This window comes from Moorena sp., assembly GCF_982860115.1.
Map to the genome: position 1 here is coordinate 1 of NZ_CEYLVT010000104.1, position 25047 is coordinate 25047.

Below are 25047 nucleotides of genomic sequence, written 5' to 3' on the forward strand. Positions count from 1 at the left end.
CTCTTCTAAGGTTTCATCTCCGGGAGGAATTTTGCACAGAGTCTTTTGGGAGAGGAAGACGAGCTATGAAGCTTCTGAGTAACTCGGAGTAGGTCATCCCCCTCCTGTCGGCTTCTTCTTGTAACTGCTTTTTCTCAAATTCGGTAACTCTAACTACAAGCTTTTGATTTTTCATATTAGGTTGACACCTGTCGCCACAACTGCTAACCTAATACTAGGTCGAAAAAAAGGAGGAGTCAATGCGGACAGCGTACCAATATCGCTTGAGATTGACTAAGAGGCAAGAAGCAGAAATAGAGAGGTGGCTAGATATGTTGCGCCACCAGTACAACTATTTTCTTGCTGATAGATTCAATTGGTATGAACAGAATCGTTGTTCCATTAACTCATGTCCTTTGGTTTGTTATTTGCCTGAATTGCGAGACAATCCCGACTACTACTCTCAGAAAAGGACTCTACCTCAATTAAAAAAAGACAGGCAGTGGTATAAGGCCATCCATGCTAATGTTTTACAGGATTGCGTCAAACGAGTTGATCTTGCTTTTAAAAGGTTTTTAAAAGGTGATTCTAATGGAAAAAGAAGTGGCAGACCTAGATTCAAAAGTAAAAGCAGGTATAAATCTTTAGTTTTTTCCGCTTTCTCTAAAAACCCTATCCGGGGCAACAAATTTAACCTTCCCAAGTTTGGATGGGTCAAGATGATCTACCATAGGCCGATTCCAAAAGGGTTCAAAATTAAAACTGCAACAGTTACACGCAAGGCTGATGGATACTATGTAACATTATCGTTACAGGATGATTCGGTTCCTGAACTAATTCAGATAGAACAAGTGTCAAATCCCATTGGGATAGATATGGGTCTTAAGTCATTCCTAGTCAAATCTGATGGCACAGAAGTCCCGATTCCTAAATATTATATAAAAGCTCAAAAACGACTAAAGAAAATCCAGAAAGCTGTTAGTAGATCAAAAAAAGGCAGTAATAATAGGAAAAGGGCTGTCAAGAAACTGGGTAAGGCTCATAAAAAGGTAGCTGATACCCGAAAAAACTTTCATTTTAAAACAGCAAAAAACTTACTAGATGATCACGATCTAGTTGCTCATGAAAGACTAAATATCAAGGGACTGGCTAAATCTAACTTAGCTAAATCTATTCATGATGCTGGCTGGGGACAATTTCTGTCGATACTATCAAACAAAGCCGAGAATGCTGGTTTGGTTACAGTCGCAGTAAATCCCAGAAATACCAGCCAGAACTGTTCCAACTGTGGAAAAAAGGTACCCAAAAAACTAAAAGACCGCATCCACTCTTGTTCTCATTGCGGTTATACCGAGGATCGTGATGTAAATGCGGCAATTAATATATTAAAGTTGGCGGTAGGGCATTCCGTCGGGAGTAAAGCTTTCCGAGTATCCGAACCGGTAGGTGGAGTTGGAAAGAAGCCCACACTGAACTTGTAAAAGTCAGTGTGGGAGTATGTCACTGGTCAAAGAAAATGCCAAAGAAGCTCTGAATTTTCACATTTGCCTTTATATATATGTGGTGATTTTTTTGATACTGGCTGTGGTGATTATTGGGATTCCGCTGCTAATTATATTAGGTCTTGTAAGTCTAATTATGCCCATAATTGCCTTAGTGAAGGTGCTGGAAAATCCTAATCAGCCCTATCGCTACCCCTATATTTTTCGGGTGCTTTGATATGCCATGGCATAATTGATACAACGTTTGGGAGATGACAATATTGATGAGTTAGGGTAATTTATCTCAAAGATTTTACTAAGTATCTCGTATCATGAAGCGATCGCTGGTCCGTATTTCCCTATTCATATCATTACTAGGGTTGACTCCATCTCCTGGTATAGCAGCTCCCCCTAGAACTCCAGACCAAACCGAAACCTGTGAAATCTTAGTGATTGGAGGAGGATTAGCTGGTGCGGCGGCTGCCTATGAAGGCTTATTGGCAGGGCAAACAGTGTGCTTAACTGAGATTACCGACTGGGTAGGGGGACAAATTTCTGCCCAAGGAACCTCTGCTCTGGATGAACGACCCACTCAGCGATCGCGTTTGTTCTATCCTAAGGGCTATCTAGAATTACGCGATCGCATTAAACGCTACTACCGTCAACTCAATCCTGGGGACTGCTGGGTAAGCGAATCCTGTTTTCTACCCCGTGATGCTCACCAAATCCTGTTTAATATTTTACGAAAGGCGGCCAAACGGGGAAAAGGGAGATTAAAATGGTTTCCCTCTACTGTAGTTAAGGAACTAGAGATTAGCCCTGATGGCAAAACCATTGACAGTGTGATTGCTATTCAACACAAAAGTACTGCTGATGCTCCTGCCCTGAACACCTTTCCCCTATCTCAAACCATTGAAGATTGGTATAGCTACGAGAATTCCTCCCGGTTTGAGAAAAGCATTTTGCGCATTGTCCCCCAACAGAGCCAAGACAATAGTTCTAATTGGTATATTATCGATGCAACAGAAACTGGTGAAATTATTGCCCTAGCTGACGTTCCCTACCAGTTGGGGATTGACTCCCGCTCCTACCTAAACCCTTCCGCATCTAGTGCTACTGACGACCCCTATTGCACCCAAGGCTTTACCTACACCTTTGCCATGGAGCAAACCAAGGAGCCTCAAACCCAAGAAATGCCCTCCTTTTACCCGCAATACCAACCCTACTACAGCTATGAATTACAGCGGCTAGCCGACTTTGAAGGAGTATTCACCTATCGGCGAATTTGGAGTTCTAAGCGGGGTAAACGGATCCGATGGGGGGTTACTGCTCCCACTCCAGGAGACATTTCCATGCAAAACTGGACATGGGGTAATGATTATCGTCCTGGCACTTCAGAAGATAATCTAGTGTACACCCGTCGCCAATTACGAACCAGTGGTCAACTGGCTCCCGGTGGCTGGATGGGAGGCTTGCGTACGGAAAGTCTACGGAAAGGAGAAGAAAACGCTCTCGGTTATTACTATTGGCTAGTGGCAGGAACTACCGACTCCCAGCTTGGGGATGGGGTAAAAGAGCCTCATCCCAATCACCGCTATCTAAGCGGGTTAGATTCTCCGATGGGGACTATGCATGGGTTGTCTAAGTATCCCTATATACGGGAAGGGAGGCGGATTATTGGACGCCCTTCCTTTGGCTATCCTCAAGGCTTTACCATATCAGAAGTAGATATTTCCCGCCGTGACTACCAGGATGAGTATTATCGGCAGACCCTTTCACCAGATGAATATCGCCGCTTGTGGGCAGTACTGGCTGGATTAGAAGCCCCCTCTGTGATTCAAGGCAAAATTCAGCCAGATCAAGTCAGTCAACGCAGTCGCTCTACTATCTATCCTGATTCTGTGGGTATTGGTCACTATGCCATCGACTTTCATCCCTGTATGACCCTAAGTCCAGCAGAAACCCCAGGAAATACCGAGCGTCAAGGGGAACGGCGGGGAGCAGGTCAAGCCTATCCGTTCCAAATCCCCCTGCGAGCAATAATTCCCCAGAAAATTGACAACCTCTTAGTAGCAGGTAAAAGTATTGCTACCAGTCACATTGCCGCTGCTGCTTATCGGGTGCATTCCTTTGAATGGTCATCCGGTGCTGCTGCTGGTACAACCGCTGCTTTTTCCTTAAAAACTGGGATAGCACCTTACCAGCTTATACAAGAACCCCTCCTGCAACAAACCGAACTCCAAGCTCTACGCCAGCAGTTGGAAAAAAACGGTAATCCCACCGCTTTCCCAGACACGTCCATCTTTAATCAGAATTGGGACGATTGGCGGTGAACTGAGACAGTTAACTAATAGTAACTATCGATATTAATTATCTGTAGTAGGCTACGTTTTTACATACATTAATAATGGCTCTTCCATAGATATTATGCTAAATAACCGCCGAAATCTATTATCGCCTTACTGGGCAATTATTTGACTTGATAAACAGTTTTTTAACTGTTAAAGTAATTTCCAGTAAAGCTTTCAGCATAAGCGAAATTAAAATTAGCATCAAATTGTGACGAAGAGCCTTTATTATCTTTTGATAAATAGTCATAATTAAGGGTTTTGCCAGAACTTATGACTATTATTAATTAGCGACAATAATGCTAAAGATAGTTAGTTATTAATTGATCATTGAACATTATATTACTATTCCATAAATCCTAACACTTGTATTATAAAGATTCGATTTAGAAGCACAATAGTAGTTTTGATAGCGCGTTGATTAACCCGACTTAATATTATTTACCCACCAACTTCACCATTCCAATCCCACCAAAATACAGACCAAGTACAGCACCCCCCAGTAAACTTTGAGTGAGAGGATCTGTCGAAGGAGTCAGCACTGCTCCCAAGATAGCTGCTCCTAGGACAACTGTGCGCCAACCAGAAAGCATTTGCTTGGAAGAAACAATTCCCAAAAACCCCAGTAACATTTGAATAACTGGGATTTGAAATGCCAATCCAGTACTAAACATCAACAGTAAGACAAATTCAAAATACTTATCAATTGACCACAACTGCTCTACTACATCTGCTCCGTAACTGATAAAGAAATTCAGAGCGGCAGGAATTAGAGCAATGTAGGCAAATACCAAGCCTAGGAAAAACAGAACTGTTGATCCTAAAACCACAGGTCCGATGAAGCGTCGCTCCCGGCGAGTCAACCCTGGTAAAACAAATAGAAGGATTTGGTATAGAATAAAAGGACTAGCTACCAGTAAGCCACTATAGCCAGCCACTTTCAAGGACACAAAAAAGTATTCCCCTGGAGCCAGTTGCAGAAACTTGACCCCCCTAGCTGGAATTTCCAGCAACTGAACAATTGGCTTAACTGCCACAAAGCAGCCAGCCATGGACAAGAATACAGCAATCAGCGAGTAAAAAATCCGCTTTCGCAACTCCTCTAAATGGTCGAACAGAGACATCTCGACATCATTAGGTACCTCGTCGAGATAACTGTCAGGGTCTTTGAGAGTATCCAAATTTTCCTGGGGAGCAGTATCTAACTCAGAAGGCGTCATGGATTTTGATTGGCTTAGGGAACGTTAACTATTGTATCTTCTTGTATCTTCCAACGATTGTGTGGGGATAATTCAAGCTTGACGATAGACGCGATAGTTAATCTTGGGAAAGATATTGTCAATCTCCTCGACTTTCTCCAGCCAGCCAGCATCAATCTTGCCCAGCTTGATATCATCGTAAAGCTTATTAAACCGCATCAAATGCGATCGCGTTCGTCTAACTGCATAAGGGACCATTGTCTCGGTGCGCATAATAAATGCCCAGTCTGACGATTGCGCTAGTAGTAACTCTCGCGCTGCTTGATTTAATGCCTTCCACTCCAACTGATCTGTAGCTTCCAACCTTGACAGCTCAATCATCCGTTCTGTGGCTTTGTGCAGATGAGGGTAAATCCAGGTATTGGTTTCATTGAGCCAGTATTCATGGAACCCCTGATACCCCCAGCTAGATTGAGAAGGCTTACAGACTTGTTGGATCGGATGATTCCGCAAATAATCTGCCAAATGAGTCATTTCATAGGTGTTCTGGTCATACCACGACTTACGGAGCAAGACATCCAGAAACCAAGGACCCTCGTACCACCAGTGACCAAATAACTCTGCGTCATAGGGAGACACCACAATTGGAGAACGCTGTATCATTGCTGCTAGATGTTTAACCTGCTGCTGGCGATTAAACATGAAATTTCCAGCATGTTCCGCAGCTTTGTCTTTTGCCCAATACGGATCATACAGTTGCTTTTCCCCTAATCCTGTACCACGGTCTGTAATTTTGTGATACTTTATACCCGTATTCTTCCGCTGGCCATGGGGCATAATATAAGGTTTAATGTAATCATAATCTGCTTCCCAGCCTAAATCCTTGTAAAATTCCCGATATACTGGATCCCCTGGATACCCAACTTCCGAAGACCACACCTGCTGGGATGACTCATGGTCACGACCAAAGGCAGCAACTCCTGTCTCAGTATAAATGGGGGCATGGGTACCAAACCGTGGTCGGGGACGAGCGTAGAGAATACCATGACTATCGATCAGAAAATAGCGCAAACCAGCATCTGCTAGCATCTCCTCCATCCCTTCGTAGTAAGCGCATTCCGGTAACCAGATGCCCTTGGGGCGACAGCCAAAGTTTTGCTCATAATGTTCACAAGCCACCCGAATTTGAGCCCAAACTGCTTGGGGATACATCTTCATCAGAGGAAAATAGCCATGGGTAGCACCGCAGGTGATAATTTCCAGGTTATTACTGTCTAAAAATTTTTTAAATGCCTTGACTAAATCCCTTTCATAGTGTATCCATGTTTGGCGAATGGCGCTGAACTCTTGAACATAATGTTGGGCTAGGTAACGGATATGACCATTATGCTGATTATGCTCAACCTCCTTGTTGGCTAGTTCTTCGAGCAGTGACAGATGGCGCTCATAACGTTCTTGTAGAAGTGGATCCCGTAGCATCGACACCAAAGGTGGTGTCATACTCATGGTTATTTTGAAGTCAATCCCATCCCGCTTTAATCCCTCGAAAACATGTAGTAGGGGAATATAGGTTTCAGTAATGGCTTCAAATAGCCACTCTTCTTCTAGAACATAATCACTTTCTGGATGCCTAACAAACGGTAAATGGGCGTGAAGGACAAGAGCAAGGTAGCCAATAGCCATGATCAAGTAGCAGCCGTGGATAGATTGTTAAAGGAGAACTGACGCAATCGGCGATAATGTTACATTATTTTAAGATTTTAGTCTCAAATAGACAGGGATTGTGCCAGAAAAGGGCTGGTTAGTAACGAGACTATAAAATAATAAAATAGACATTAAATTGTAAGGAAGCACACATCACCAACAAAAAATAACAAATCTTAGTCTTATTCCAGCCTTATTGGTTAAGAGTGCTAACACCAAATTGCATGCAGGCAGCTACACAAACACACACTAACTCCCCAACCTTTCTACAACTGCTGCTGTTTGTCGATGAACGTCCCGGTTCCCGTAAACAGCTCCAGTCTATCCACCATTATCTGGAAACTCTTAAGACAGAGTATCCCTTTGAACTAAAGGTTGTGGATGTTGGGGAACAACCCTACCTAGCTGAACACTTTAAGCTAGTAGCAACCCCAGCACTGATTAAGATTAATCCGAAACCCAAACAAACCCTTGCAGGTAGTAATCTAGTTGCCCAGCTAAAGAGCTGGTGGCCCCGCTGGCAACGATCTCTAGAAGAAAACCAAACCCAACTTACCCAAGGATTCCCTTTACAACCAACTGTTCGCTCATCTAACTCTTCCGCTGAGACATCACCAGAGGCAGCTGGTTCCCTGGCTTGTGCCTTGGAACTGATTCGACTCTCTGACGAAGTCTTTCGCCTCAAGAAAGATAGAGAAGAATTGCTTGAGCAGCTGCAATTTAAAGACCAAGTCATATCCATGTTAGCTCACGACTTGCGTAGTCCTTTGACAGCAGTATCCATTGCCTTGGAAACCCTACAGCTAGAGCAACCAGTCGCCCAGAATGGTAGAAAACGTGGGCTGACGCCACAGCTAAAGGAACGGCTGTTTGAGCAAGCTCGTAATCAATTGCGCACTATCAACCGGATGGTGGTGGATCTGCTGCAAGCTAGGAAGGGAAGTAATGCTGAATTCAACATCCGACCTCATAAACTGAATTTGGGCAGACTTTGCCAAGACGTTCTAGTTCAGATGCACGAACAGTTTCAGCTCAAGGCTCAGGTTCTGCAAACCGACATACCACAAGACTTGCCTCCTGTCTACGGCGATGAAGAATTGGTGCGTCAGGTGCTAATTAACCTGCTGGATAATGCCATTAAATATACTCCCAAAGGGGGAAAAATTGCTGTGTCTAGCATCCACCGTACTACCCAGAAAGTTCAAGTCAGCGTTTGCGATGATGGTCCTGGTATACCACAAGAAAATCGCGATCGCATTTTTGAAGACCACTTCCGCCTTAAGCGAGACGAAGCTATAGAAGGCTATGGCTTGGGCTTAGCCCTATGTCAAAAGATTATCCGTGCCCACTATGGTCGCATTTGGGTGGATTCACCTATCAAGGGTGGCAGCTGTTTTCACTTCACCTTACCGATTTATCGATAGGAAATGGGGTTGAAGGTAAAAGGTTTAAGGTTGAAAGCGCTTTATCAGTTGAATCGATCAGGTAATCGCGCTTTACTGCATCTCATAATTATGAGAAGTGAGCTAAGCTACTATCAGGGATTCAGTCTCAGAGTTCCAAAAGTTAAATGCGAGAAACCTGAGCTTACACTTTACCCACAACTAGCAGTGACACTTCATACTTCATAGTTTCTCCCCTCTTGAGAGCGCAAAGCCGCAATAATCTGAGTATTGGCTTTGGGGAAGGGAAACTGATCTACTTCATCTAAGGTGACCCAGCGAATCTCATCACATTCAATAGGTTGGGGAACACCACTGAGATGGCGACAGTGGTGTACACTTAGCACAACACGAAAGTGGCTGTAGGCGTGATTGATTGTGATCAGGTGTTCCCCAACCTCAATCTCAATGCCCAATTCTTCCTGAATTTCGCGTTTAATACATTCCGGAACAGTTTCACCAAGCTCAATTTTGCCACCAGGAAACTCCCAAAGACCACCCAATAAGCCTTTTGCAGGTCGGCGGTCGATTAGAATTTGTCCCTGGTCGTTCCAGATCACAGCGACACCGATATTTTTTGTGGGTAGAGGAGAAGATGGTTCACGCATAGGTATTTCAGATTGAATACCATGATTGTAAGCCTGACAGTAAGATTTCCAGGGACAATCAGGACAATTGGGAGTTTTCCGAGTACAGATAGTTGCTCCCAAATCCATTAGTGCTTGGTTAAAATCTCGGGGATGTTGATGATCCAGTAAAGCTTCTGATAGCTTCCATAATTGTTGAGTAGCTTTGGCAGGTGGTATGGACAATGCTACCAATCGTGCTATTACTCGTTTAACATTACCATCGAGAATCGCCACTGGCTGATTGAAGGCAGCGCTTAGAATACCACCTGCTGTTGTTTTACCAATCCCTGATAATGCTAAAACCTGGCTCAGCTCTTGGGGAAAAACACCACCATGACACTGCATAATTACTTTAGCACAGGCATGCAAGTTGCGAGCACGGGAGTAATATCCCAGACCCTCCCAAGCTTTGAGGACTTCCTGTAATTCAGCAGATGCCAGATGTTCGAGGGTGGGAAATTGCTCCATCCAGCGGTGATAGTAGGGAATGACCGTTTTGACCTGGGTTTGCTGTAGCATAATTTCAGACACCCAGATGCTATAGGGTTCCCTACTTCGTCGCCAAGGTAAATCTCGACCAGCTCTGGCATACCACTCCAAGAGTGATCTTCGTTGTTCATCAATAATGGAAACCGACAGACTCAGGTGATGATCTGCCGATATTCGATTGGGCATTTTCTCTCAAAAATCTATAGATTCAGCCCTTTTAGGCCAAGGTTTGACTAATCTTCCTCCAGAGATTGAGATTCAGCTATTTGCAAAGACTTGTCAAAAACCATACGTTGTTCAGCGTTCCTAAGAAAATAGCCGCTAACCATGGCTGAAGCCAAAAGGCGACCTAGATTCTCACGGCTAGTACTGATAGTTACGCCAAAGTCTTGGGAAGGCAAGTTTCCCAACATTCCCATAATATTGTTTTCCATCACCTGATAGACTTCCGAAGACGTTGGTCTAGACAGCTGGGTAATGGTTTCTGGACTCATTGATTGAACATACTGCCAAAGTAAATTATTGTCAGAATCTTTATCAAAGAATTCAGGAACATGATTGGGATTGGATGCGTTATTCACCGTTTTACCTCCTAGCGATGGCTAATTCCGGTTTTTCTACTAGAGTCGGCAGCCAATGATGACGTTTATCTGTTTAGCTCTACTGCTTCGTATTTGTAATTACTTTAACAGGCAAGTGACCATGGCAAAGTAGGTGGAACCGAACCATCTAGGATCTGATTTTCTCACCTATTGGTCATTAGTCATTGGTGATTGTAGCTAATCACTAATCACTAATCACTAATGACTAAACCGACTCAGAAAAAATTAACTAGCTGGGATATATTCCCGCATATCCCCTTGACGCTTACGAAGTTTAGCGATCGCTTCTCGTTCGATTTGTCGCACTCGTTCACGGCTGATGTTGAGGTGTTGACCAATTTTGGCTAATGTCATTGGTTCGTCCTCTGCCAAGCCATAACGGAGTCTCAACACCTGCCTCTGCTGCGGTGTCAAATCATCCATGAATTTCTCTAAGTCTAGCTGCATTAACGATTGAGTCACAAAGTCTTCTGGTCCTGGACCGGTGTCTTCGAGCAACTCAACCAATTCTGTATCTTTGTTATCCCCCACTCGCAACTCCAAAGAGAGGGGTTGACGTGCTTGTTCGAAGTACTCCCGCAATTGTAATGGTGTTAGGTTCAACTCAATTGCCAATTCTGAGATAGTAGCTGTTCGTCCCAGCTTTTGGGAAAGTTGGCGCTGGGCTTTTTTGATTTTGTTTAACTTCTCGGTAATATGGATAGGAAGGCGAATCGTGCGCCCTTTTTCAGCGATCGCACGAGTAATTGCCTGCCTTATCCACCAGTAGGCGTAGGTAGAAAAACGATAGCCTTTGGTAGGGTCAAATTTTTCTACACCCCGCTGCAAGCCGATGGTTCCCTCTTGAATCAAGTCCAGCAACTCGAGATTACGCTTAATGTATTTTTTTGCCACTGCCACCACCAATCGCAAATTGGCTTCCACCATCTTGCGTTTAGCGGATTCACCAACAGCGATGCTAGACTTTAACTCAGAATCGGTTAGGCAAGATGCTGTTGCCCACTCAGAAAACGTAGGTTCACGACCCAGCTGTTGGACAAGGGACTCTTTGACTTCCTTTAAGGTTGTTAACTGCTTAACCTTTTTCCCGTAAAAAATTTCCTGCTCATGGGTCAGTAATGGTACACGACCAATTTCCTTTAAATAGGTACGAACTAAATCTGTAGAGTCCTGAGCGGTTTTCATTGGATTCGATGGCGTTATCAGTGAGATTTAAATTAAGAAAATTAAAGCAAACCATGCTGGTTTTCCAAACCAGATGATAAGCTTTGTGGGATTTGAGTTAAATTATTTTAATAAATTTAACATAACTTAACTAAATTCCCGAAGAGGGTGTAAGGTAAGATGACCCAAACAGTTTGGATTGCCAGACACGGAAACCGCCTTGACTTTGTTAACCCCGAATGGTTCAACATGGCAGAGCGACCCTATGATCCACCCCTTTCAGGAGATGGGGAACTGCAAGCAGCGCAACTGGGTCAACGCCTTGTAGGAAAAGGAATTAAGCATATATTCGCCTCTCCCTTTTTACGAACTGTCCAAACGGCTAACCAAGTCGCAGAAATTCTGGATTTACCTATTAAGCTAGAGTTGGGTTTAAGTGAATGGCTCAATCCTGAGTGGATGGCAACTGAACCAGAAAGACTGCCTTATGAAGTATTGCACAAGCAGTTTCAGCGAATTGACACCAGTTATATTTCCTGTGTAATCCCTGAATATCCAGAAACAAGTGTTGCTTTACTCAAACGAACAGGTGAAACGGCACAACGTATCACCGCTCAATTTTCAGAAGATTTACTACTGGTTGGTCACGGACCATCAGTAGTTGGAACCACTCAGGGACTAGTTGGTGCCACACAAGACATTAAAGCATCCTTGTGCTGTTTAGTTAAACTAGTGCGCCAAGAAAAACAGTGGGTGATGGAACTTAATGGAGATACCTCTCATCTGAGTCAGACAGAAGATGTCATCCGGTTCAATTGAAGGGTATAAGCTTCCATAGTATACGAAGGTTTTTTGTGTCAGTAGTCTACAGCCATAGTCTCCTTTGACTCATCATCTCACACTTCCCTTCGCCCAAGGGGCGACAGTGGCGCGAACGGGTAAGACCTAGGGCTAATCTGGCTGAGGGACGCGCTTTGACCCATAACCAATCACCAAAGACCAATGATACACTAACTGTTCGTGAATTTACAGGTGTCAAGATAGACAAACTAGCTAAGACACCGTAGTTTCCACGAGGGCTAGAAATTAAGACTGTGCAACAATTTAGGCATCATCGGGTGATTTAGTATCTTACCATCACCTAAGGTTGGGCGGCGAGTGTTGCCCCTATTTTCTTGGTATGGGCATGAATCGACGCCTTGCAATGGTCAGTGGTCAATGGTCAGTTGCAACAGGTAATTAGCACTTAGCCCATAACTAAAAGCTAGTAGCTGCGTGCGCAACTGACAATGGACAACTGACCTCAAATCCCCCGAATTGATTGGTGGGGATGGGCTGAAAATTATGGTACAGCGTTGAGTTGATGGCTGAATCTATGTCTAGTCTAGGCTAGACAGTTCCGCTCTTAGCTAATTTTATTGGTTATGTTACCTGAGCATGCACCCATGGAATCGAGCACTGGACATCAAAGAGTGGACTATTACCTCTTGAAAGTCCAAGCGGAAATGATTAACCAGATTGCCCAGGTTACAAGGAGGACGTTAGTCCTCAATGAATTGCTACCTACCATAGCTAATCAATTACATCAAATCTTGCAAGTGAGTGGCTGTTTAATGTTTCCCACTCACGACCCTCCAGCTATGGCAACTCATCAAGTTAGCTTTCCCATTACCCAATCAGTGCACAGTAGAGCCGAGCCATGTCTGATCGAGGTATTTCGCCACCTCTTTGAGAGTTATCACTCCTGGCTAGCTCAGGGCAAACCGTTGATTATTCCTGAATCGGAGGGAAAACTCCCACCAGAACTGAAGGAGTTAAGCATACCATGTGACATCCGTGCCATCATGATGGTGCCACTGCTGCATGGGCAGTCTTGTCTGGGTAGTATGACCTTGTATCAGTGCGATCACGAACGAGAATGGACAGTCCAAGAAATTGCCTTCATCCGAGGGATCGCCGATCATTTTGCCATTGCTCTAACCCACCAAGAACTTGAGCAACTCTATCAAAAACAAAGCCAAGAACTTAAACAAAAAGAGTCTGCACTAAAAGTAAGCGAGGCTAGAAACCGAGCCCTCTTAGAAGCTATACCAGATGTAATCTTTCGTGTTAATCGGGATGGCTTTTACTTGGATTGGAAAGCTGCCATTGAAAACCCTGTGCTGTTTCTCACCAATAACTGTATTGGGAAACATTTACATAACTGTTTACCCACTGAGGTAGCAGGATTAATTTGGGAGCATGTGGAAATAGCCCTAGAAAGTGATGAGATGCAAGTTATTGAGTCCCCAGTCAGACAAGATGGTAAACTCCGCTACTTTGAGGCTCGTATTGTTAAAAGTGGGTTAGATGAAGTTGCTGTTATTGTCCAGGATATCACTGAGCGTATTGAAGCACAACTGACCCTAGCACAAGTCAATGATGCTTTGGAAGTCAGAGTTCAACAACGTACTGCTGCTCTGAGGAAAGCGAACCAAGCACTCAAGGGGGAGATTATTGAGCGCCAGAAGGCAGAAGAGCAGTTACGGCAGAGTGAAGAGCGGTTTCGTAATGTCGTAGAAATTAGTAGTAATTGGATGTGGGAGATGGATGAAAATGCTGTCTATACCTACGCTAGTCCCAAAGTCTGGGACTTACTCGGTTATGAACCATCAGAAGTAGTTGGCAAAACTCCCTTTGACTTAATGTCACAGGAAGAGGCAAAACGTGTGATGAAAATTTTGGCTTCCTTTACCGTTTTAAAACACCCCTTTAGCAACTTGGAAAATACCAGAATTCACAAAAATAGTCAGTCAGTGGTTCTGGAAACCAGTGGTGTACCAATTTTTGATCGTCTTGGCAAGTTTTGTGGTTATCGAGGGGTTGATAGAGATATCACTAAACGGAAACAAACAGAATTAGAAATTCTCAATGCACTGGCTAAAGAGAAACAACTTGGGGAGCTAAAATCTCGGTTTATTACCATGACATCTCACGAATTTCGTACTCCTCTAACAACGATTTTTTCATCAGCAGAGTTACTGGAACATTACGGTAATAAATGGTCAGAAAATAAGAAGAATAATCACCTAAATCGCATTCAAAAAATGGTTCAGCATATGACCAGACTTTTGAATGATATATTGCTGATTGGCAAGGTAGAATCTGGGAAGATAGAGTTAAATTTAAACCCGATAGACTTAGAAGATTTTTGCACAGATTTAATTAACAAAAATCAGCTTTATGATCGAAATAATCACATAATAAATTTTAGTTATAACTTAGAAAATTTTGGTAATGAATTAGGAAGTAATCATGAAAAAAATAATTCGGCTAGTTCCTTATCATCCACCAGACCGTATATGGATGAAAAATTGCTTAGGCAAATTTTGGAGAATTTGCTGAGTAATGCACTTAAGTATTCTCCCAATGGTAGCACGGTTGAGCTTCAACTCACTTGCTCTGCCAATCAGGCTATCTTTAAAATCAGCGATCAAGGTATTGGTATTCCTGAAGAAGACCAAGAACTACTATTTGAGACCTTTCATCGCGGTACAAATGTCGGGACAATTACCGGCACTGGCTTAGGATTGACAATTGTCAAAAAGTGTCTCGATATCTACCAAGGTCAAATTGATCTAGAAAGTGAGGTAACTGTCGGTACAACGTTTACTGTAACCCTGCCAATATATTACTTACTATCAAATTAATGATGAGAAAAATATTAGTGATTGAAGATGAAGAGTTTGTCCGGGAAAACATTATAGAACTCCTGGATGCTGAAGGGTTTGATGTCATTGGAGCAGAAAATGGTCGTGTTGGTGTTAATTTAGCGAAAGGAACTATCCCAGATTTAATTATCTGTGATGTCATGATGCCGGAAATGGACGGTTACAGTGTTTTAACATCCCTGCGTCAAGACTCAATGATGGCAACAGTTCCTTTTATTTTTTTAACAGCAAAGGCTGCTAAAAATGATTTTCGTCAGGGTATGGAACTAGGGGCAGACGACTATATTACCAAACCCTTTACTAGAGCCGAACTTCTAGGGTCAATTTCCAGTAGACTCAAAAAAAAAGCTGCTGTTCATAAGCATTACAATACTGAACTTCAGGAAGCTAAAAATAAACTCAATTACTTGATCCACCATGACAGCTTGACCAACCTACCTAATCGGCTGTCCTTGCGAGAACGGTTTAAGCAAGTAAAACAACACATCGACGATAATCAAAAACTGGTTACCTTTCTATCTTTGGGTTTAGATCGGTTTAATCAAGTTAACAATAATTTCGGTCATTTTTGGGGAGACTATTTACTAAAATTTGTTGCTCAACGCCTCGCTGATTGTGTGGATATTAAGGATACAGTTGCTCGTTTAAATGGCGATCAATTTGCCGTTATTATAGCCACAGCTCAACACAAACAAGATGTCATTAATGTTGTCCAAAGCATTCTTGACAGCCTTTCTCAAACTATCGTTCTGGATGATCAAGAAGTTTTTATCACCGCCAGTATTGGTATTGCCATTTATCCCCGTGATGGTGAAGACGTTGAACAATTACTTAATCATGCCAACCAGGGGATGCTTCAGGCAAAGCGTCAGGGGGGTGATCAATATCAGTTTTACACCAGTGCCTTGAATGTCAATTCTTCAAATCATCTTACCTTGCAGAGTAGCTTACGCTATGCTTTGGAACGGGAAGAATTCCAGGTTTACTATCAACCCCAAATCAGTCTCGAGACAGGAAAAATTGTTGGTGCTGAAGCTCTCTTACGTTGGCATCATCCAGAACTCGGTTTAGTTCCCCCAGCAAAATTTATTCCGATCGCCGAAGAAACCGGTCTAATCTTATCCATTGGAGAATGGGTATTACACCAGGCTTGTCAGCAAGCTAAACTCTGGCAAAATGATGGATTTACCTCTTTCCGTATAGCAGTAAATTTATCAGGTCGTCAATTTAACAAACCGGATTTTTACGATAATTTAGTCAAGATTTTGCAGTCAACTGAGTTAACCTATCAAACTCTAGAATTAGAACTAACTGAAAGTATACTAGTCAAAAACACTGAGACGGCTATTCGTCAGTTAAATGAGTTAAAAAACCTAGGCTTAGAAATTGCAATTGATGATTTTGGAACCGGATATTCTTCATTAAGCTATTTACAACAATTCCCCTTTGATGTTCTCAAAATTGATCAGTGCTTTGTCCGTAATATTGTGCATAAGCCTAACCAGGCTGCTATTACTAAGGCAATTATACAAATGGCAAAAAGTTTAAATCTACAACTGATTGCTGAAGGAGTAGAAACTCAAGAAGAATTGGCTTTTATTTATTCTCATAAATGTGATCGAGTTCAGGGTCATTTGATTAGTAGGGCTTTACCAGCGCCGGAATTTAAACGTTTGCTCAATAGCGGTATTGCTTTCCCACTACCTCAAGTCAATTAGATTAGTTTCACAAAGCGCAAAAAAATGGTAAGAACAAAAATTCTGTTAATTGAAGATGAACCTTCAGTACGAGAAAATATACTGGAGTTACTGGAGGCTGAGGACTTTGAGGCGATTGCTGGTAGTAATGGTCGGATTGGTATCGAGTTAGCCCAGCATGAATCGCCGGATTTGATTATTTGCGATGTCATGATGCCAGAACTTGATGGTTATCAGGTATTGCAGACGTTGCGCAAACATCCTGATACGGCAACCATTCCTTTTATGTTTCTCACAGCTAGAGCTGAAAAAACTGATCAGCGCCAAGGAATGGAATTAGGAGCAGATGATTATCTGACTAAGCCATTTACTAGAGTAGAACTACTAGGAGCAATTACTACTCGATTGGAAAAACAAGCTGCCCTTGATTTGCAAAAAGATAAAAAACTGGATGATTTGCGCAGCCATATTACACTGTATTTGCCCTATGAAATGGATAAACCCCTAAATCGGATTCTGGATATTTCTCAACTAATTATGGAGAAATGGGAAAGTTTGGAACGATATCAAATTAAGACTATGGCAGAAGATATCCATCAGTCGGGTGAACGGTTATTAAGGTTAATTCAGAACTTTTTACTTTATGCAGAGCTTGAAATAATCGCTACAGATTCCAATAAAATAGAAAATTTGCGAAAGACTACCAGTAAATTGCCTAATCCGGTTCTGGCTAATTTGATTCAGAATCTTGCTCAAAAGACAGGACGGGTTGCGGATTTGCAATTAGATTGGCGAGAGGCTACTATTGCTATGTCGCAAAACCGACTTAATAAAATGTTGGAAGAGTTAATTAATAATGCCTTTAAATTCTCACAAGAGGGAACACCTGTTTGGGTAAATAGCTATTCAGAAAATAATACGTTTATCTTGTCAGTCCACGACAAGGGACAAGGGATATCTGAAGCTGAAATGGCCGAATTGGAAGCGGACTTACAGTTTAAAGGTAACCTCTACGAACAACAAGGCTCAGGGTTGGGGCTAGTGATTGCTAAACGTCTAGTTGAGTTACACGGTGGTAAATTAACAATACATAGTACACTAGGAGAACAAACTACAGTGCAAGTAATCCTACCCCTAATCTCCAAAGGGCTACTCCCTTGACTAAGAACCATTTAGGATATACCATTTATCATGGACTTTCTTTCCTTAAGTTGGTAGCTATCCTAGGAGAGAGAATAATATATTTTTAGGAGATGACTTGGGTAGGTTATATTTAAACCAAGAAGTGGAGGTATTTTGTTAGTTGGGTTGTAATCAACTTAACCGTTATGGCAGGACATAGTAAATGGGCAAATATTAAGCGTCAGAAAGCGAGGGTTGACGCAGTTAAAGGTAAGACCTTTGCTAAAATCTCTCGGGAGATTATAGTAGCTGCTCGCAATGGCATCCCGGATCCAGAGGGTAATTTTCAGCTTCGGCAAGCGGTGGAAAAGGCTAAGGCAGCAGGGATTCCTAATGACAACATTGAAAGAGCGATCGCAAAAGGAGCCGGTACCCTAGGCAATGAGAGTGACAATCTTGAAGAGATTCGTTATGAGGGGTATGGTCCAGGAGGCGTTGCGATCTTGATAGAAGCTTTTACTGATAATCGGAATCGGACAGCAGCTGACCTGCGCTCAGGATTTACTAAGAATGGTGGTAATCTGGGTGAAACAGGCTGTGTTAGCTGGATGTTTGAGCAAAAGGGTGTCGTTACGCTTACGGGTGATATCACAGAAGACCATTTGTTAGAAGCATCCCTTGAAGGGGGAGCTCAAACTTATGAGTTGAACGAGGATTCCGAAGGTGTAACGGCTGAGGTATTTACAGAAGTTAGCAATCTCGAAAATCTGAGTCAAATTTTTAAAAATCAGGGCTTTGAGGTCAGTGAGGCGCAGTTGCGCTGGATTCCTAGTAATACCGTGGAAGTGACTGACCCAGATCTGGCGCGGACGCTTTTAAAATTAATGGATGCTCTGGAAGACTTGGAGGATGTACAAAATGTCACCGCCAATTTCGAGATGTCTGATCAGCTTATGTCCCTGAGCATGATCTAGCAGATAGAATATTATAAACCACTATAGGTGATTTTAAATGTTTCTATCTTCCAAGACAAAGCAAAAGCGAACAGATGACCAAAAGGTCTTAATGGCTAGATGCGCAGGCATCACTTCCCCCCGATTGCGCAAGAGGAGGGTTTTAGCTAAGTCCGGTGCTTTGTCCCAGGATGGAAACAAGCCAAAGCATCTCATCTTCAAGCAGTTCTTAAATAACCAGCCTCTCACACTCACCTTCAAGAATGGGCAAACGGCTTGTGCGATTCAAGTGGATCATTCTGTGGACTTGTCTGCTGCCCTAAACCAAATCGGTCTTCACGGCTCCCGTCCGGTTCTAGTGGTAGTCGGGGGGGCAAGCAAGATGAGTGATCAGAGTATGGCTCGTCTGCGCTTGTTGTTTGTCAATGTACTAGCTCCCATTGCTGAAACCCTTGGAGCCTGTGTGGTGGATGGTGGTACTGATACTGGGGTGATGCAGATGATGGGGCAAGCTCGTGCTGAGATTGCTGGCACCTTTCCCTTAGTAGGTATTGCCCCAGTGGGCAAGATTGCGCTTCCTGATGCACCCCCCTCATCTTCTGATCAAGCATCACTGGAGCCAAATCATACTCATTTTGTGCTGATTCCTGGATCTACCTGGGGTGATGAATCACCCTGGTTGGCTCGTATAGCTACTACCCTGGCAGACGAAAAGCCATCAGTGACAGTAATGGCTAACGGTGGGGCGATTACCTTAGTAGATTTATTTGAAAACAAGAAAGCTGGACGACCATTGGTAGTTCTTGGGGGCAGTGGTCGGTTGGCAGATGAAATTACGATGGCAGTACGCTATCCAGAACAAGAAGCACGAGAATCTGTTACCGAACTATTACAACCAAATCACTTGCAACAAAATAATTTGACCTGTTTTGACCTCTCACAACCATTCAGTGAATTGACTAAAATCATCATGGAGGGACTGACGAGACAGTCAATGTACACAGTAAAAAGTACATAGACTACACATAGACTGTCATGACGTCAGAAGTTGAGCCTACATACTCCCCTGGGCCAAGCCCAACCCTCAAACGTGCTTGGGAACGTCAGCGTACCTATAGCAAAAATGCCACAGCGGCTCAGAAACGTTTCTTCCTGCTGCGGATAGGAATTCTGGTATTGAGTGTGTTGGCTACTTTGCTAGCTGTGCTCCACTCAGAGTTGGTAGACGTCCTTGGTGAGTCACACCAGACGGTCAAAGTGATTCACTACGTTCTTCTACTAGTGCCCATTGCTCTAAGTGTACTACTAGCAGGTGCAGTTAAGTTCGACAAAGGTGGCAATTGGATTCTGTTACGGGGTAGTGCCGAGGCAATTAAAAGGGAAATTTACTGTTACCGTGCGCAAGTTGGGGAATACAGTGATAACACATCCCGGGATGCTAAGCTGGCACGCAAGGTCAAGATGATTAGTCAAAGGCTAAAGGGAACCACAGTTCACCACACTAGTTTTAGCCCCTACGAGGGGGAAGTTTCCCGTAGAAAACGCTCATCCTTAAGCAAGGACAAGAAACGTCAGGAAGCTCAACAGCATCATCAAGACGATAAGTTTTCTGACCTAACCCCGGAAAACTACCTAGTCTGGCGAGTAGAAGACCAGTTTAAGTGGTACCGAAAGCGAACTAGGAAACTTGACATACAATTGCATGGCTACCAGTGGGGGGTATATATCTTGGGCGGTGTGGGTTCATTTCTGGTGGCGCTGGGTCAAGACACCTCGGTGGCGGTCACTACAGCCTTAGCTGCGGCATTTTCTAGTTTCCTGGAATTGAAACGGGTTGAGACAACACTGATTGCTTACAACCAGGCAGCTGATGATTTGTACGATATAAGCACTTGGTGGCATGGTCTCTCAGACCAGGAAAAATCGGAGAAATTTGAGTTATTGGTGATTAGTACAGAGAGAACCATCCAAAGCGAAAATGTAGGGTGGGTGCAAGAGATGAATGATGCACTAGCAGAACTCTATGGTGAAACCGAGCAGTCGGAGGATAAGGGAACAAACCCGTCTCCGTCTAAGAAAGTGGATACTAAATGAGATCATTTGTTCACCTGTTACCCATCCGTTACCCATCCGTTACCCATCCGTTGCCCTTATTTATTTGTCTTGATGCAGTCGCTCATGGGGGGAACCCCCATGACCGCGCTGCCTCCCCAAGACCGCGCTGCATCGCTCTGAAAATTCTTCAAACTTGCTCGATTTACGAAATCCGGGGTGTTACAAGTGTAGTCTTAAGTAGATCTCCTCACCTAAACCCCTGGACAAATGACTACATTTTTCGATGCCTTCATCTCTTACGGACGTGCTGACAGCAAAGCCTTTGCTACTAAACTTGAAGCTAGATTAACACAATTTGGCTTAACGGTCTGGTTTGACCAGAAGGACATTCCGCCTGCTGTCGATTGGCAGCATCAGATTGATAATGGCATTGAGAGAACTGATAACTTCATTTTTATCATTTCCCCCCATGCCGTTAATTCAAAATACTGCCTCAAAGAAATTGAACTGGCTATTAAATACAATAAACGCATTATTCCTTTAGTGCATGTTAAATCCCCTCGGGAGAAAGTTCCTACGATTATCCGTAAACTGAACTGGATCTATTTCCAAGATAAAATCAACGATTTTGAAGCGTCCTTTAAACAATTAATGAATTCTATCCGTAAGCATGCTGATTATGTAGAACAGCATACTCGGTTTTTAGTGAAAGCTTTGGAGTGGGACAGAAATCAACAACAAACTAACCACCTGTTAATCCAATCAGAACGGATTCAAGCTGAATCTTGGTTAAAGGTGCGGTTTCAAAAAGAGCAGGCTCCTTGTGTGCCAACGGATTTACATTGTGAGTTTATTTGTGAAAGCACCAAGAATGCCAATAACTTAATGACCCAAGTGTTTATCTCTTATTCTGATAAAGATCAAGAGATAAAGGATAAAATTGGCAAAACCCTGATGCGGGAAGGAATCACAATCTGGAAACCTGAAACGGATATTAAAACCGGTATAGACTTCCAAGCGGCAATCAAGCAAGGAATCGAGGAAGCTGATAATCTCATTTACTTAATTTCACCTAATTCGATTCAATCAAAATACTGTCAGCAAGAGCTTGAACACGCCTTTGCTCACAATAAAAGGATTATATCCCTACTGATTGAAGACACGGATATCGACCAAATACCACCAAAAATTAGTTCATTACAATTCCTAGATTTTACTAATTATAATTATGAAGCAAACTACCGCTTCATGGCTGCTCAATTATTAAAAGAATTAAATCAAGATGCTCTCTATTACGAAGAGCATAAGCTTTTGTTAGTCAAAGCGCTCAAATGGCTGAGCCAAAACCGCAACTCTAGCATTTTATTGCGGGGTCACAATTTAAACTATTACGAAAACTGGCTGAAAGTAAATTGGCAACGCCTAGAACATCCACCCCTAGGATTACATGAAGAATTCCTTGCTGCTAGCACGAATCAACCGAATGAATCTTATCTAGACGTTTTTATTTCTTATTCTCGTACTGATTCGGATTTGGCTAGGAAGTTAAATGAGGCATTGCAGTTACAGGGGAAAACGACTTGGTTTGACCAAGAAAGTATTCCTCCGGGGAGTGATTTTCAGCAGGAAATCGAACGGGGAATTGAACAGTCTGATAATTTCTTATTTATTATTTCCCCTGCTTCGGTAAATTCACCCTACTGCGCTGGGGAGGTAGACTATGCTCAGAGATTAAATAAACGGTTTGTGACTGTGCTTTCTATACAGGTACCAGCAAAAATGCTACATCCTGGATTAGCTAGCATCCAGTGGATTGATTTCAACAGGCATCGAGGAGATTTTTATCCCAATTTCAGTGAATTGGTCAGAACCCTTGATACTGACCGAGAGCATGTGCGCAGTCACACCAAATGGTTGCAGCGAGCTAGGGAATGGCAGCAGTCTCACCAAGATACAGATTTGCTGTTGCGTGGCAGCGAATTTTCTATTGCCCAACAATGGTTGCTTGATGCCGAGACCAATGATAAACAGCCGACTGCGACATCTTTACACAAGGAATATATTGCTAAAAGTCGGGATGCCATATCGATTTTGAGAAAACGGGAAAAGCGTCGATTAGTCATCTTACGGTTGTCCCTTAGTTTGATGAGTGCAGCATTTGCAGCAGCTGTTGGCTTTGGCTTGGTTGCTTTCATGCAATGGAAACGGGCAGAAACGGTTAGCGAAGGTCACATTAATGCTCTGAGTCGATATTCACTGGCTCTGAGAAAATCACATCAGGAATTTGATGCCCTGATCGAAGCAATCAGGGCTGCACGGCAACTGCAAAAACAGATACGCAGTGTAAAACCTGAAACTGAGGCTCTGGTTAGGACAGCATTGCACGGAGCAGTGTCTTGGGTTAGAGAATACAACCGTTTGGTAGGCCATAACAGTTGGGTTACCAGTGTTAGTTTTAGCCCTGACGGTAATCTGATTGCTTCTGCTAGTAAAGACCATACTGTGAAACTTTGGAGCCGCAACGGTAAGGCACTCCAAACCTTGAAGGGACATAACGGTACTGTTTGGAATGTGAGTTTCAGCCCAGATGGCAAGACTATTGCTACAGCTAGTGAGGATAAGACGGTCAAACTGTGGAACTTAGAGGGAAAAAACCTCCAAACCTTTACCTTTAAAGGACATCAGCGTGGAGTGCGGAGCGTCAGTTTCAGTCCGGACGGCAGGATGCTGGCTACGGCTAGTAACGATAATACTGTCAAGCTCTGGAGCCTCAATGGCAAGCAACTCCAAACCTTTGAGGGTATTGCGGCTGGATATCGCAGTATCAGCTTTAGTCCGGATGGCAAAATTCTGGCTTCTGCTGGAAGTAACAATACTATCAAGCTCTGGCAGCTGGATGGGACAAGTATTGCAACGTTCAAGGGGCATGAGGCTGAGGTTTATAGCGTCAGTTTCTCACCCCAAGGCAAGATGATTGCTTCTGCTAGTGAGGATAAGACTATTAAACTCTGGAGCCTTGATGGTCGGGAACTGAAGACTTTTCCAAAGCAATTCAGTGCAGTCAGAAGCGTCAGGTTCAGCCCGGATGGCAAAACCCTCGCCTCTGCTAGTCGGGATAAAACCGTCAAACTCTGGAGCCTTGATGGCTCGGAACTCCAAACCTTCCGAGGGCATCAGGCTGGGGCTTATGACCTTAGCTTTAGCCCAGATGGCAAGACCCTGGCTAGTGCTAGTGAAGATAAAACCATTAAACTCTGGCGCTTAGATGCGAAAACACCTCGCACCTTCAAGGGTCATAAGAGTTTAGTCTGGAGTGTGAGTTTTAGCCCAGATGGCAAAACTTTGGCTAGTGCTAGTGAAGATCAAACTGCTAAGCTATGGCATTTAGATTATACCTGTGGCAAGGAAGGATTAGGAGAAATAAGGTCTAGTAAAACTATCAATATGCTGGATTTTTGTTTGACCCCAAACGTTCTAGAAAACCACAGGGATGTAGTGTTTAGTATTAGTTTTAGCCCCGATAGTAAAACTATTGCTACGGGTAGCCGGGATAGTAGGGTTAGACTTTGGAGTAAGGATGGTAAAAAAATCCAAACACTTCAGGGGCATCATGCTGGAGTCTTTAGCGTTAGTTTCAGCCCTGACAGTCAGACTATTGTATCTGGCAGTTGGGATAACGCTGTCAAGCTTTGGAGTTTTAAAGGAAGAGAACGCCAAAGCTTGAAAAAGCTTAGGGCTGCGGTTAGAAGTGTTAATTTTAGTCCCGATGGTCTGATGATTGCTGCTGGTAGTGATGATAATACTATCAAGCTTTGGCGTCGCGGAAACTTATGTAATGGTGAATTAAAATCAGCAAACTTAAAACCAGCAGTTGGATCAGACCATAACACAAATTTTTTGCCTTTTTGCTCAACTCCTACCATCCTCAAAGGTCATGATGATGTGATCTGGAGTGTCAGTTTTAGTCCCGACAGTCAGATGCTTGTCTCTGGTAGTGAAGACGAAACGGTTCAACTTTGGAGTAGAGACGGTAAAGAAATCCGAACTCTCAAAGGGCATGAAGGTAAGGTGTTTAGCGTCAGTTTCAGCCCAGATGGCAAGATGATTGCTTCGGCTAGTGGTGACAAAACGGTTAAACTCTGGAATTTGAAGGGGCAAGAAATTGAAACTCTGATTGGACATAATGAAGGGGTTTTTAGCCTCAGTTTCAGTCCCGATGGCAAAATGCTGGCTTCATCTGACTCCAATGGCAATGTGATTATGTGGGATATGGATATAAGTTTAGATTTCAATGACCTTCTGGGTCGGGCTTGTGATTGGGTAGGGGATTATCTCAAGCACAATTCTGCAATCGATGAAAGCGATCGCACTCTTTGTCATGGCATTAAACCCAAATCAAAATAGACTGGATTAAGGAAAGGCAATAGGCAATAGGTAATAGGCAATAGGCAATAGGCAATAGGCAATAGGCAA

At 43.2% G+C, this 25047-nt stretch carries 17 protein-coding genes and 1 pseudogene; 12 read left to right on the plus strand and 6 right to left on the minus strand.

The window, feature by feature from the left end:
- Positions 1-13 precede the first annotated feature (13 nt).
- A complete protein-coding gene (locus AC4II3_RS18095; RefSeq protein ID WP_438941514.1) occupies positions 14-175 on the minus strand; it encodes a plasmid mobilization protein in 162 nt (53 codons plus the stop codon).
- 64 nt (positions 176-239) lie between these two features.
- Here AC4II3_RS18095 and AC4II3_RS18100 point away from each other — a divergent pair, with 64 nt between their 5' ends.
- From AC4II3_RS18100 to AC4II3_RS18110, 3 genes and pseudogenes are all read left to right on the plus strand, one after another.
- On the plus strand, positions 240-1460 hold the full coding sequence (locus AC4II3_RS18100) for an RNA-guided endonuclease InsQ/TnpB family protein (protein ID WP_488014222.1): 1221 nt from the start codon (positions 240-242) through the stop codon (positions 1458-1460).
- 22 nt (positions 1461-1482) lie between these two features.
- A pseudogene (locus AC4II3_RS18105) lies at positions 1483-1698 on the plus strand (DUF4870 domain-containing protein); the annotation flags it as partial.
- A gap of 94 nt (positions 1699-1792) precedes the next feature.
- Positions 1793-3793 carry an FAD-dependent oxidoreductase gene (locus tag AC4II3_RS18110; protein ID WP_488014224.1) on the plus strand — a complete coding sequence of 667 codons (2001 nt, stop codon included), beginning with the start codon at positions 1793-1795 and terminating at the stop codon, positions 3791-3793.
- Positions 3794-4245: 452 nt separating this feature from the next.
- Here AC4II3_RS18110 and tatC read toward each other — a convergent pair whose 3' ends face one another.
- Both tatC and AC4II3_RS18120 read right to left on the minus strand, forming a co-directional pair.
- Positions 4246-5028: a twin-arginine translocase subunit TatC gene (tatC, locus tag AC4II3_RS18115; protein WP_488014226.1), complete on the minus strand. Its 783-nt coding sequence runs from the start codon at positions 5026-5028 to the stop codon at positions 4246-4248.
- Between the two features lie 72 nt (positions 5029-5100).
- Entirely contained in the window at positions 5101-6690 is a 1590-nt protein-coding gene (locus tag AC4II3_RS18120; protein ID WP_488014228.1) for a glycoside hydrolase family 57 protein, read from the minus strand.
- Between the two features lie 227 nt (positions 6691-6917).
- Here AC4II3_RS18120 and AC4II3_RS18125 point away from each other — a divergent pair, with 227 nt between their 5' ends.
- Positions 6918-8135, plus strand: a complete 1218-nt coding sequence (locus AC4II3_RS18125) for a histidine kinase (RefSeq protein WP_488014230.1) — start codon at positions 6918-6920, stop codon at positions 8133-8135.
- A 194-nt stretch (positions 8136-8329) separates the two neighbouring features.
- Here the strand turns inward: AC4II3_RS18125 and mutY are convergent, their stop codons facing one another.
- The 3 genes from mutY to AC4II3_RS18140 all read right to left on the minus strand — a co-directional run bounded on the left by mutY (position 8330) and on the right by AC4II3_RS18140 (position 11058).
- Positions 8330-9457 (minus strand): A/G-specific adenine glycosylase, encoded by a 1128-nt coding sequence (gene mutY, locus AC4II3_RS18130; RefSeq protein ID WP_488014232.1) that lies wholly within the window; start codon positions 9455-9457, stop codon positions 8330-8332.
- A gap of 47 nt (positions 9458-9504) precedes the next feature.
- Positions 9505-9852 carry a DUF760 domain-containing protein gene (locus AC4II3_RS18135; RefSeq protein WP_075903685.1) on the minus strand — a complete coding sequence of 116 codons (348 nt, stop codon included), beginning with the start codon at positions 9850-9852 and terminating at the stop codon, positions 9505-9507.
- Between the two features lie 246 nt (positions 9853-10098).
- Positions 10099-11058, minus strand: coding sequence for an RNA polymerase sigma factor, RpoD/SigA family (locus tag AC4II3_RS18140; protein WP_488029400.1), 960 nt, complete (start codon positions 11056-11058; stop codon positions 10099-10101).
- 159 nt (positions 11059-11217) lie between these two features.
- On the opposite strand from AC4II3_RS18140, the gene AC4II3_RS18145 reads away from it, so the two are divergent.
- The 8 genes from AC4II3_RS18145 to AC4II3_RS18180 all read left to right on the plus strand — a co-directional run bounded on the left by AC4II3_RS18145 (position 11218) and on the right by AC4II3_RS18180 (position 24978).
- Positions 11218-11856, plus strand: coding sequence for a histidine phosphatase family protein (locus AC4II3_RS18145; protein WP_488012651.1), 639 nt, complete (start codon positions 11218-11220; stop codon positions 11854-11856).
- A 626-nt stretch (positions 11857-12482) separates the two neighbouring features.
- Positions 12483-14726 carry a sensor histidine kinase gene (locus tag AC4II3_RS18150; RefSeq protein WP_488012649.1) on the plus strand — a complete coding sequence of 748 codons (2244 nt, stop codon included), beginning with the start codon at positions 12483-12485 and terminating at the stop codon, positions 14724-14726.
- Positions 14726-16465 (plus strand): EAL domain-containing response regulator, encoded by a 1740-nt coding sequence (locus AC4II3_RS18155; RefSeq protein WP_488012647.1) that lies wholly within the window; start codon positions 14726-14728, stop codon positions 16463-16465. The genes AC4II3_RS18150 and AC4II3_RS18155 overlap by 1 nt, the downstream gene beginning before the upstream one ends.
- A gap of 24 nt (positions 16466-16489) precedes the next feature.
- Positions 16490-17605 carry a hybrid sensor histidine kinase/response regulator gene (locus AC4II3_RS18160; RefSeq protein ID WP_488012645.1) on the plus strand — a complete coding sequence of 372 codons (1116 nt, stop codon included), beginning with the start codon at positions 16490-16492 and terminating at the stop codon, positions 17603-17605.
- 167 nt (positions 17606-17772) lie between these two features.
- Positions 17773-18540 (plus strand): YebC/PmpR family DNA-binding transcriptional regulator, encoded by a 768-nt coding sequence (locus AC4II3_RS18165; protein ID WP_488012643.1) that lies wholly within the window; start codon positions 17773-17775, stop codon positions 18538-18540.
- Between the two features lie 37 nt (positions 18541-18577).
- A complete protein-coding gene (locus tag AC4II3_RS18170; protein WP_488012641.1) occupies positions 18578-19537 on the plus strand; it encodes a hypothetical protein in 960 nt (319 codons plus the stop codon).
- A gap of 17 nt (positions 19538-19554) precedes the next feature.
- The gene (locus tag AC4II3_RS18175) at positions 19555-20613 is read left to right on the plus strand and encodes a DUF4231 domain-containing protein (RefSeq protein WP_488012639.1); all 1059 of its coding nucleotides are present in this window, start codon (positions 19555-19557) and stop codon (positions 20611-20613) included.
- 228 nt (positions 20614-20841) lie between these two features.
- Positions 20842-24978 (plus strand): TIR domain-containing protein, encoded by a 4137-nt coding sequence (locus AC4II3_RS18180; protein ID WP_488012637.1) that lies wholly within the window; start codon positions 20842-20844, stop codon positions 24976-24978.
- Positions 24979-25047 lie beyond the last annotated feature (69 nt).

What these genes read in the sequence shown, in the direction of transcription:
- AC4II3_RS18095 (WP_438941514.1), bottom strand. Translation starts at nt 175, where the DNA reads ATGAAAAATCAAAAGCTTGTAGTTAGAGTTACCGAATTTGAGAAAAAG.
- AC4II3_RS18100 (WP_488014222.1), top strand. Translation starts at nt 240, where the DNA reads ATGCGGACAGCGTACCAATATCGCTTGAGATTGACTAAGAGGCAAGAA.
- AC4II3_RS18110 (WP_488014224.1), top strand. Translation starts at nt 1,793, where the DNA reads ATGAAGCGATCGCTGGTCCGTATTTCCCTATTCATATCATTACTAGGG.
- tatC (WP_488014226.1), bottom strand. Translation starts at nt 5,028, where the DNA reads ATGACGCCTTCTGAGTTAGATACTGCTCCCCAGGAAAATTTGGATACT.
- AC4II3_RS18120 (WP_488014228.1), bottom strand. Translation starts at nt 6,690, where the DNA reads ATGGCTATTGGCTACCTTGCTCTTGTCCTTCACGCCCATTTACCGTTT.
- mutY (WP_488014232.1), bottom strand. Translation starts at nt 9,457, where the DNA reads ATGCCCAATCGAATATCGGCAGATCATCACCTGAGTCTGTCGGTTTCC.
- AC4II3_RS18140 (WP_488029400.1), bottom strand. Translation starts at nt 11,058, where the DNA reads ATGAAAACCGCTCAGGACTCTACAGATTTAGTTCGTACCTATTTAAAG.
- AC4II3_RS18145 (WP_488012651.1), top strand. Translation starts at nt 11,218, where the DNA reads ATGACCCAAACAGTTTGGATTGCCAGACACGGAAACCGCCTTGACTTT.
- AC4II3_RS18150 (WP_488012649.1), top strand. Translation starts at nt 12,483, where the DNA reads ATGGAATCGAGCACTGGACATCAAAGAGTGGACTATTACCTCTTGAAA.
- AC4II3_RS18155 (WP_488012647.1), top strand. Translation starts at nt 14,726, where the DNA reads ATGATGAGAAAAATATTAGTGATTGAAGATGAAGAGTTTGTCCGGGAA.
- AC4II3_RS18160 (WP_488012645.1), top strand. Translation starts at nt 16,490, where the DNA reads ATGGTAAGAACAAAAATTCTGTTAATTGAAGATGAACCTTCAGTACGA.
- AC4II3_RS18165 (WP_488012643.1), top strand. Translation starts at nt 17,773, where the DNA reads ATGGCAGGACATAGTAAATGGGCAAATATTAAGCGTCAGAAAGCGAGG.
- AC4II3_RS18170 (WP_488012641.1), top strand. Translation starts at nt 18,578, where the DNA reads ATGTTTCTATCTTCCAAGACAAAGCAAAAGCGAACAGATGACCAAAAG.
- AC4II3_RS18175 (WP_488012639.1), top strand. Translation starts at nt 19,555, where the DNA reads ATGACGTCAGAAGTTGAGCCTACATACTCCCCTGGGCCAAGCCCAACC.
- AC4II3_RS18180 (WP_488012637.1), top strand. Translation starts at nt 20,842, where the DNA reads ATGACTACATTTTTCGATGCCTTCATCTCTTACGGACGTGCTGACAGC.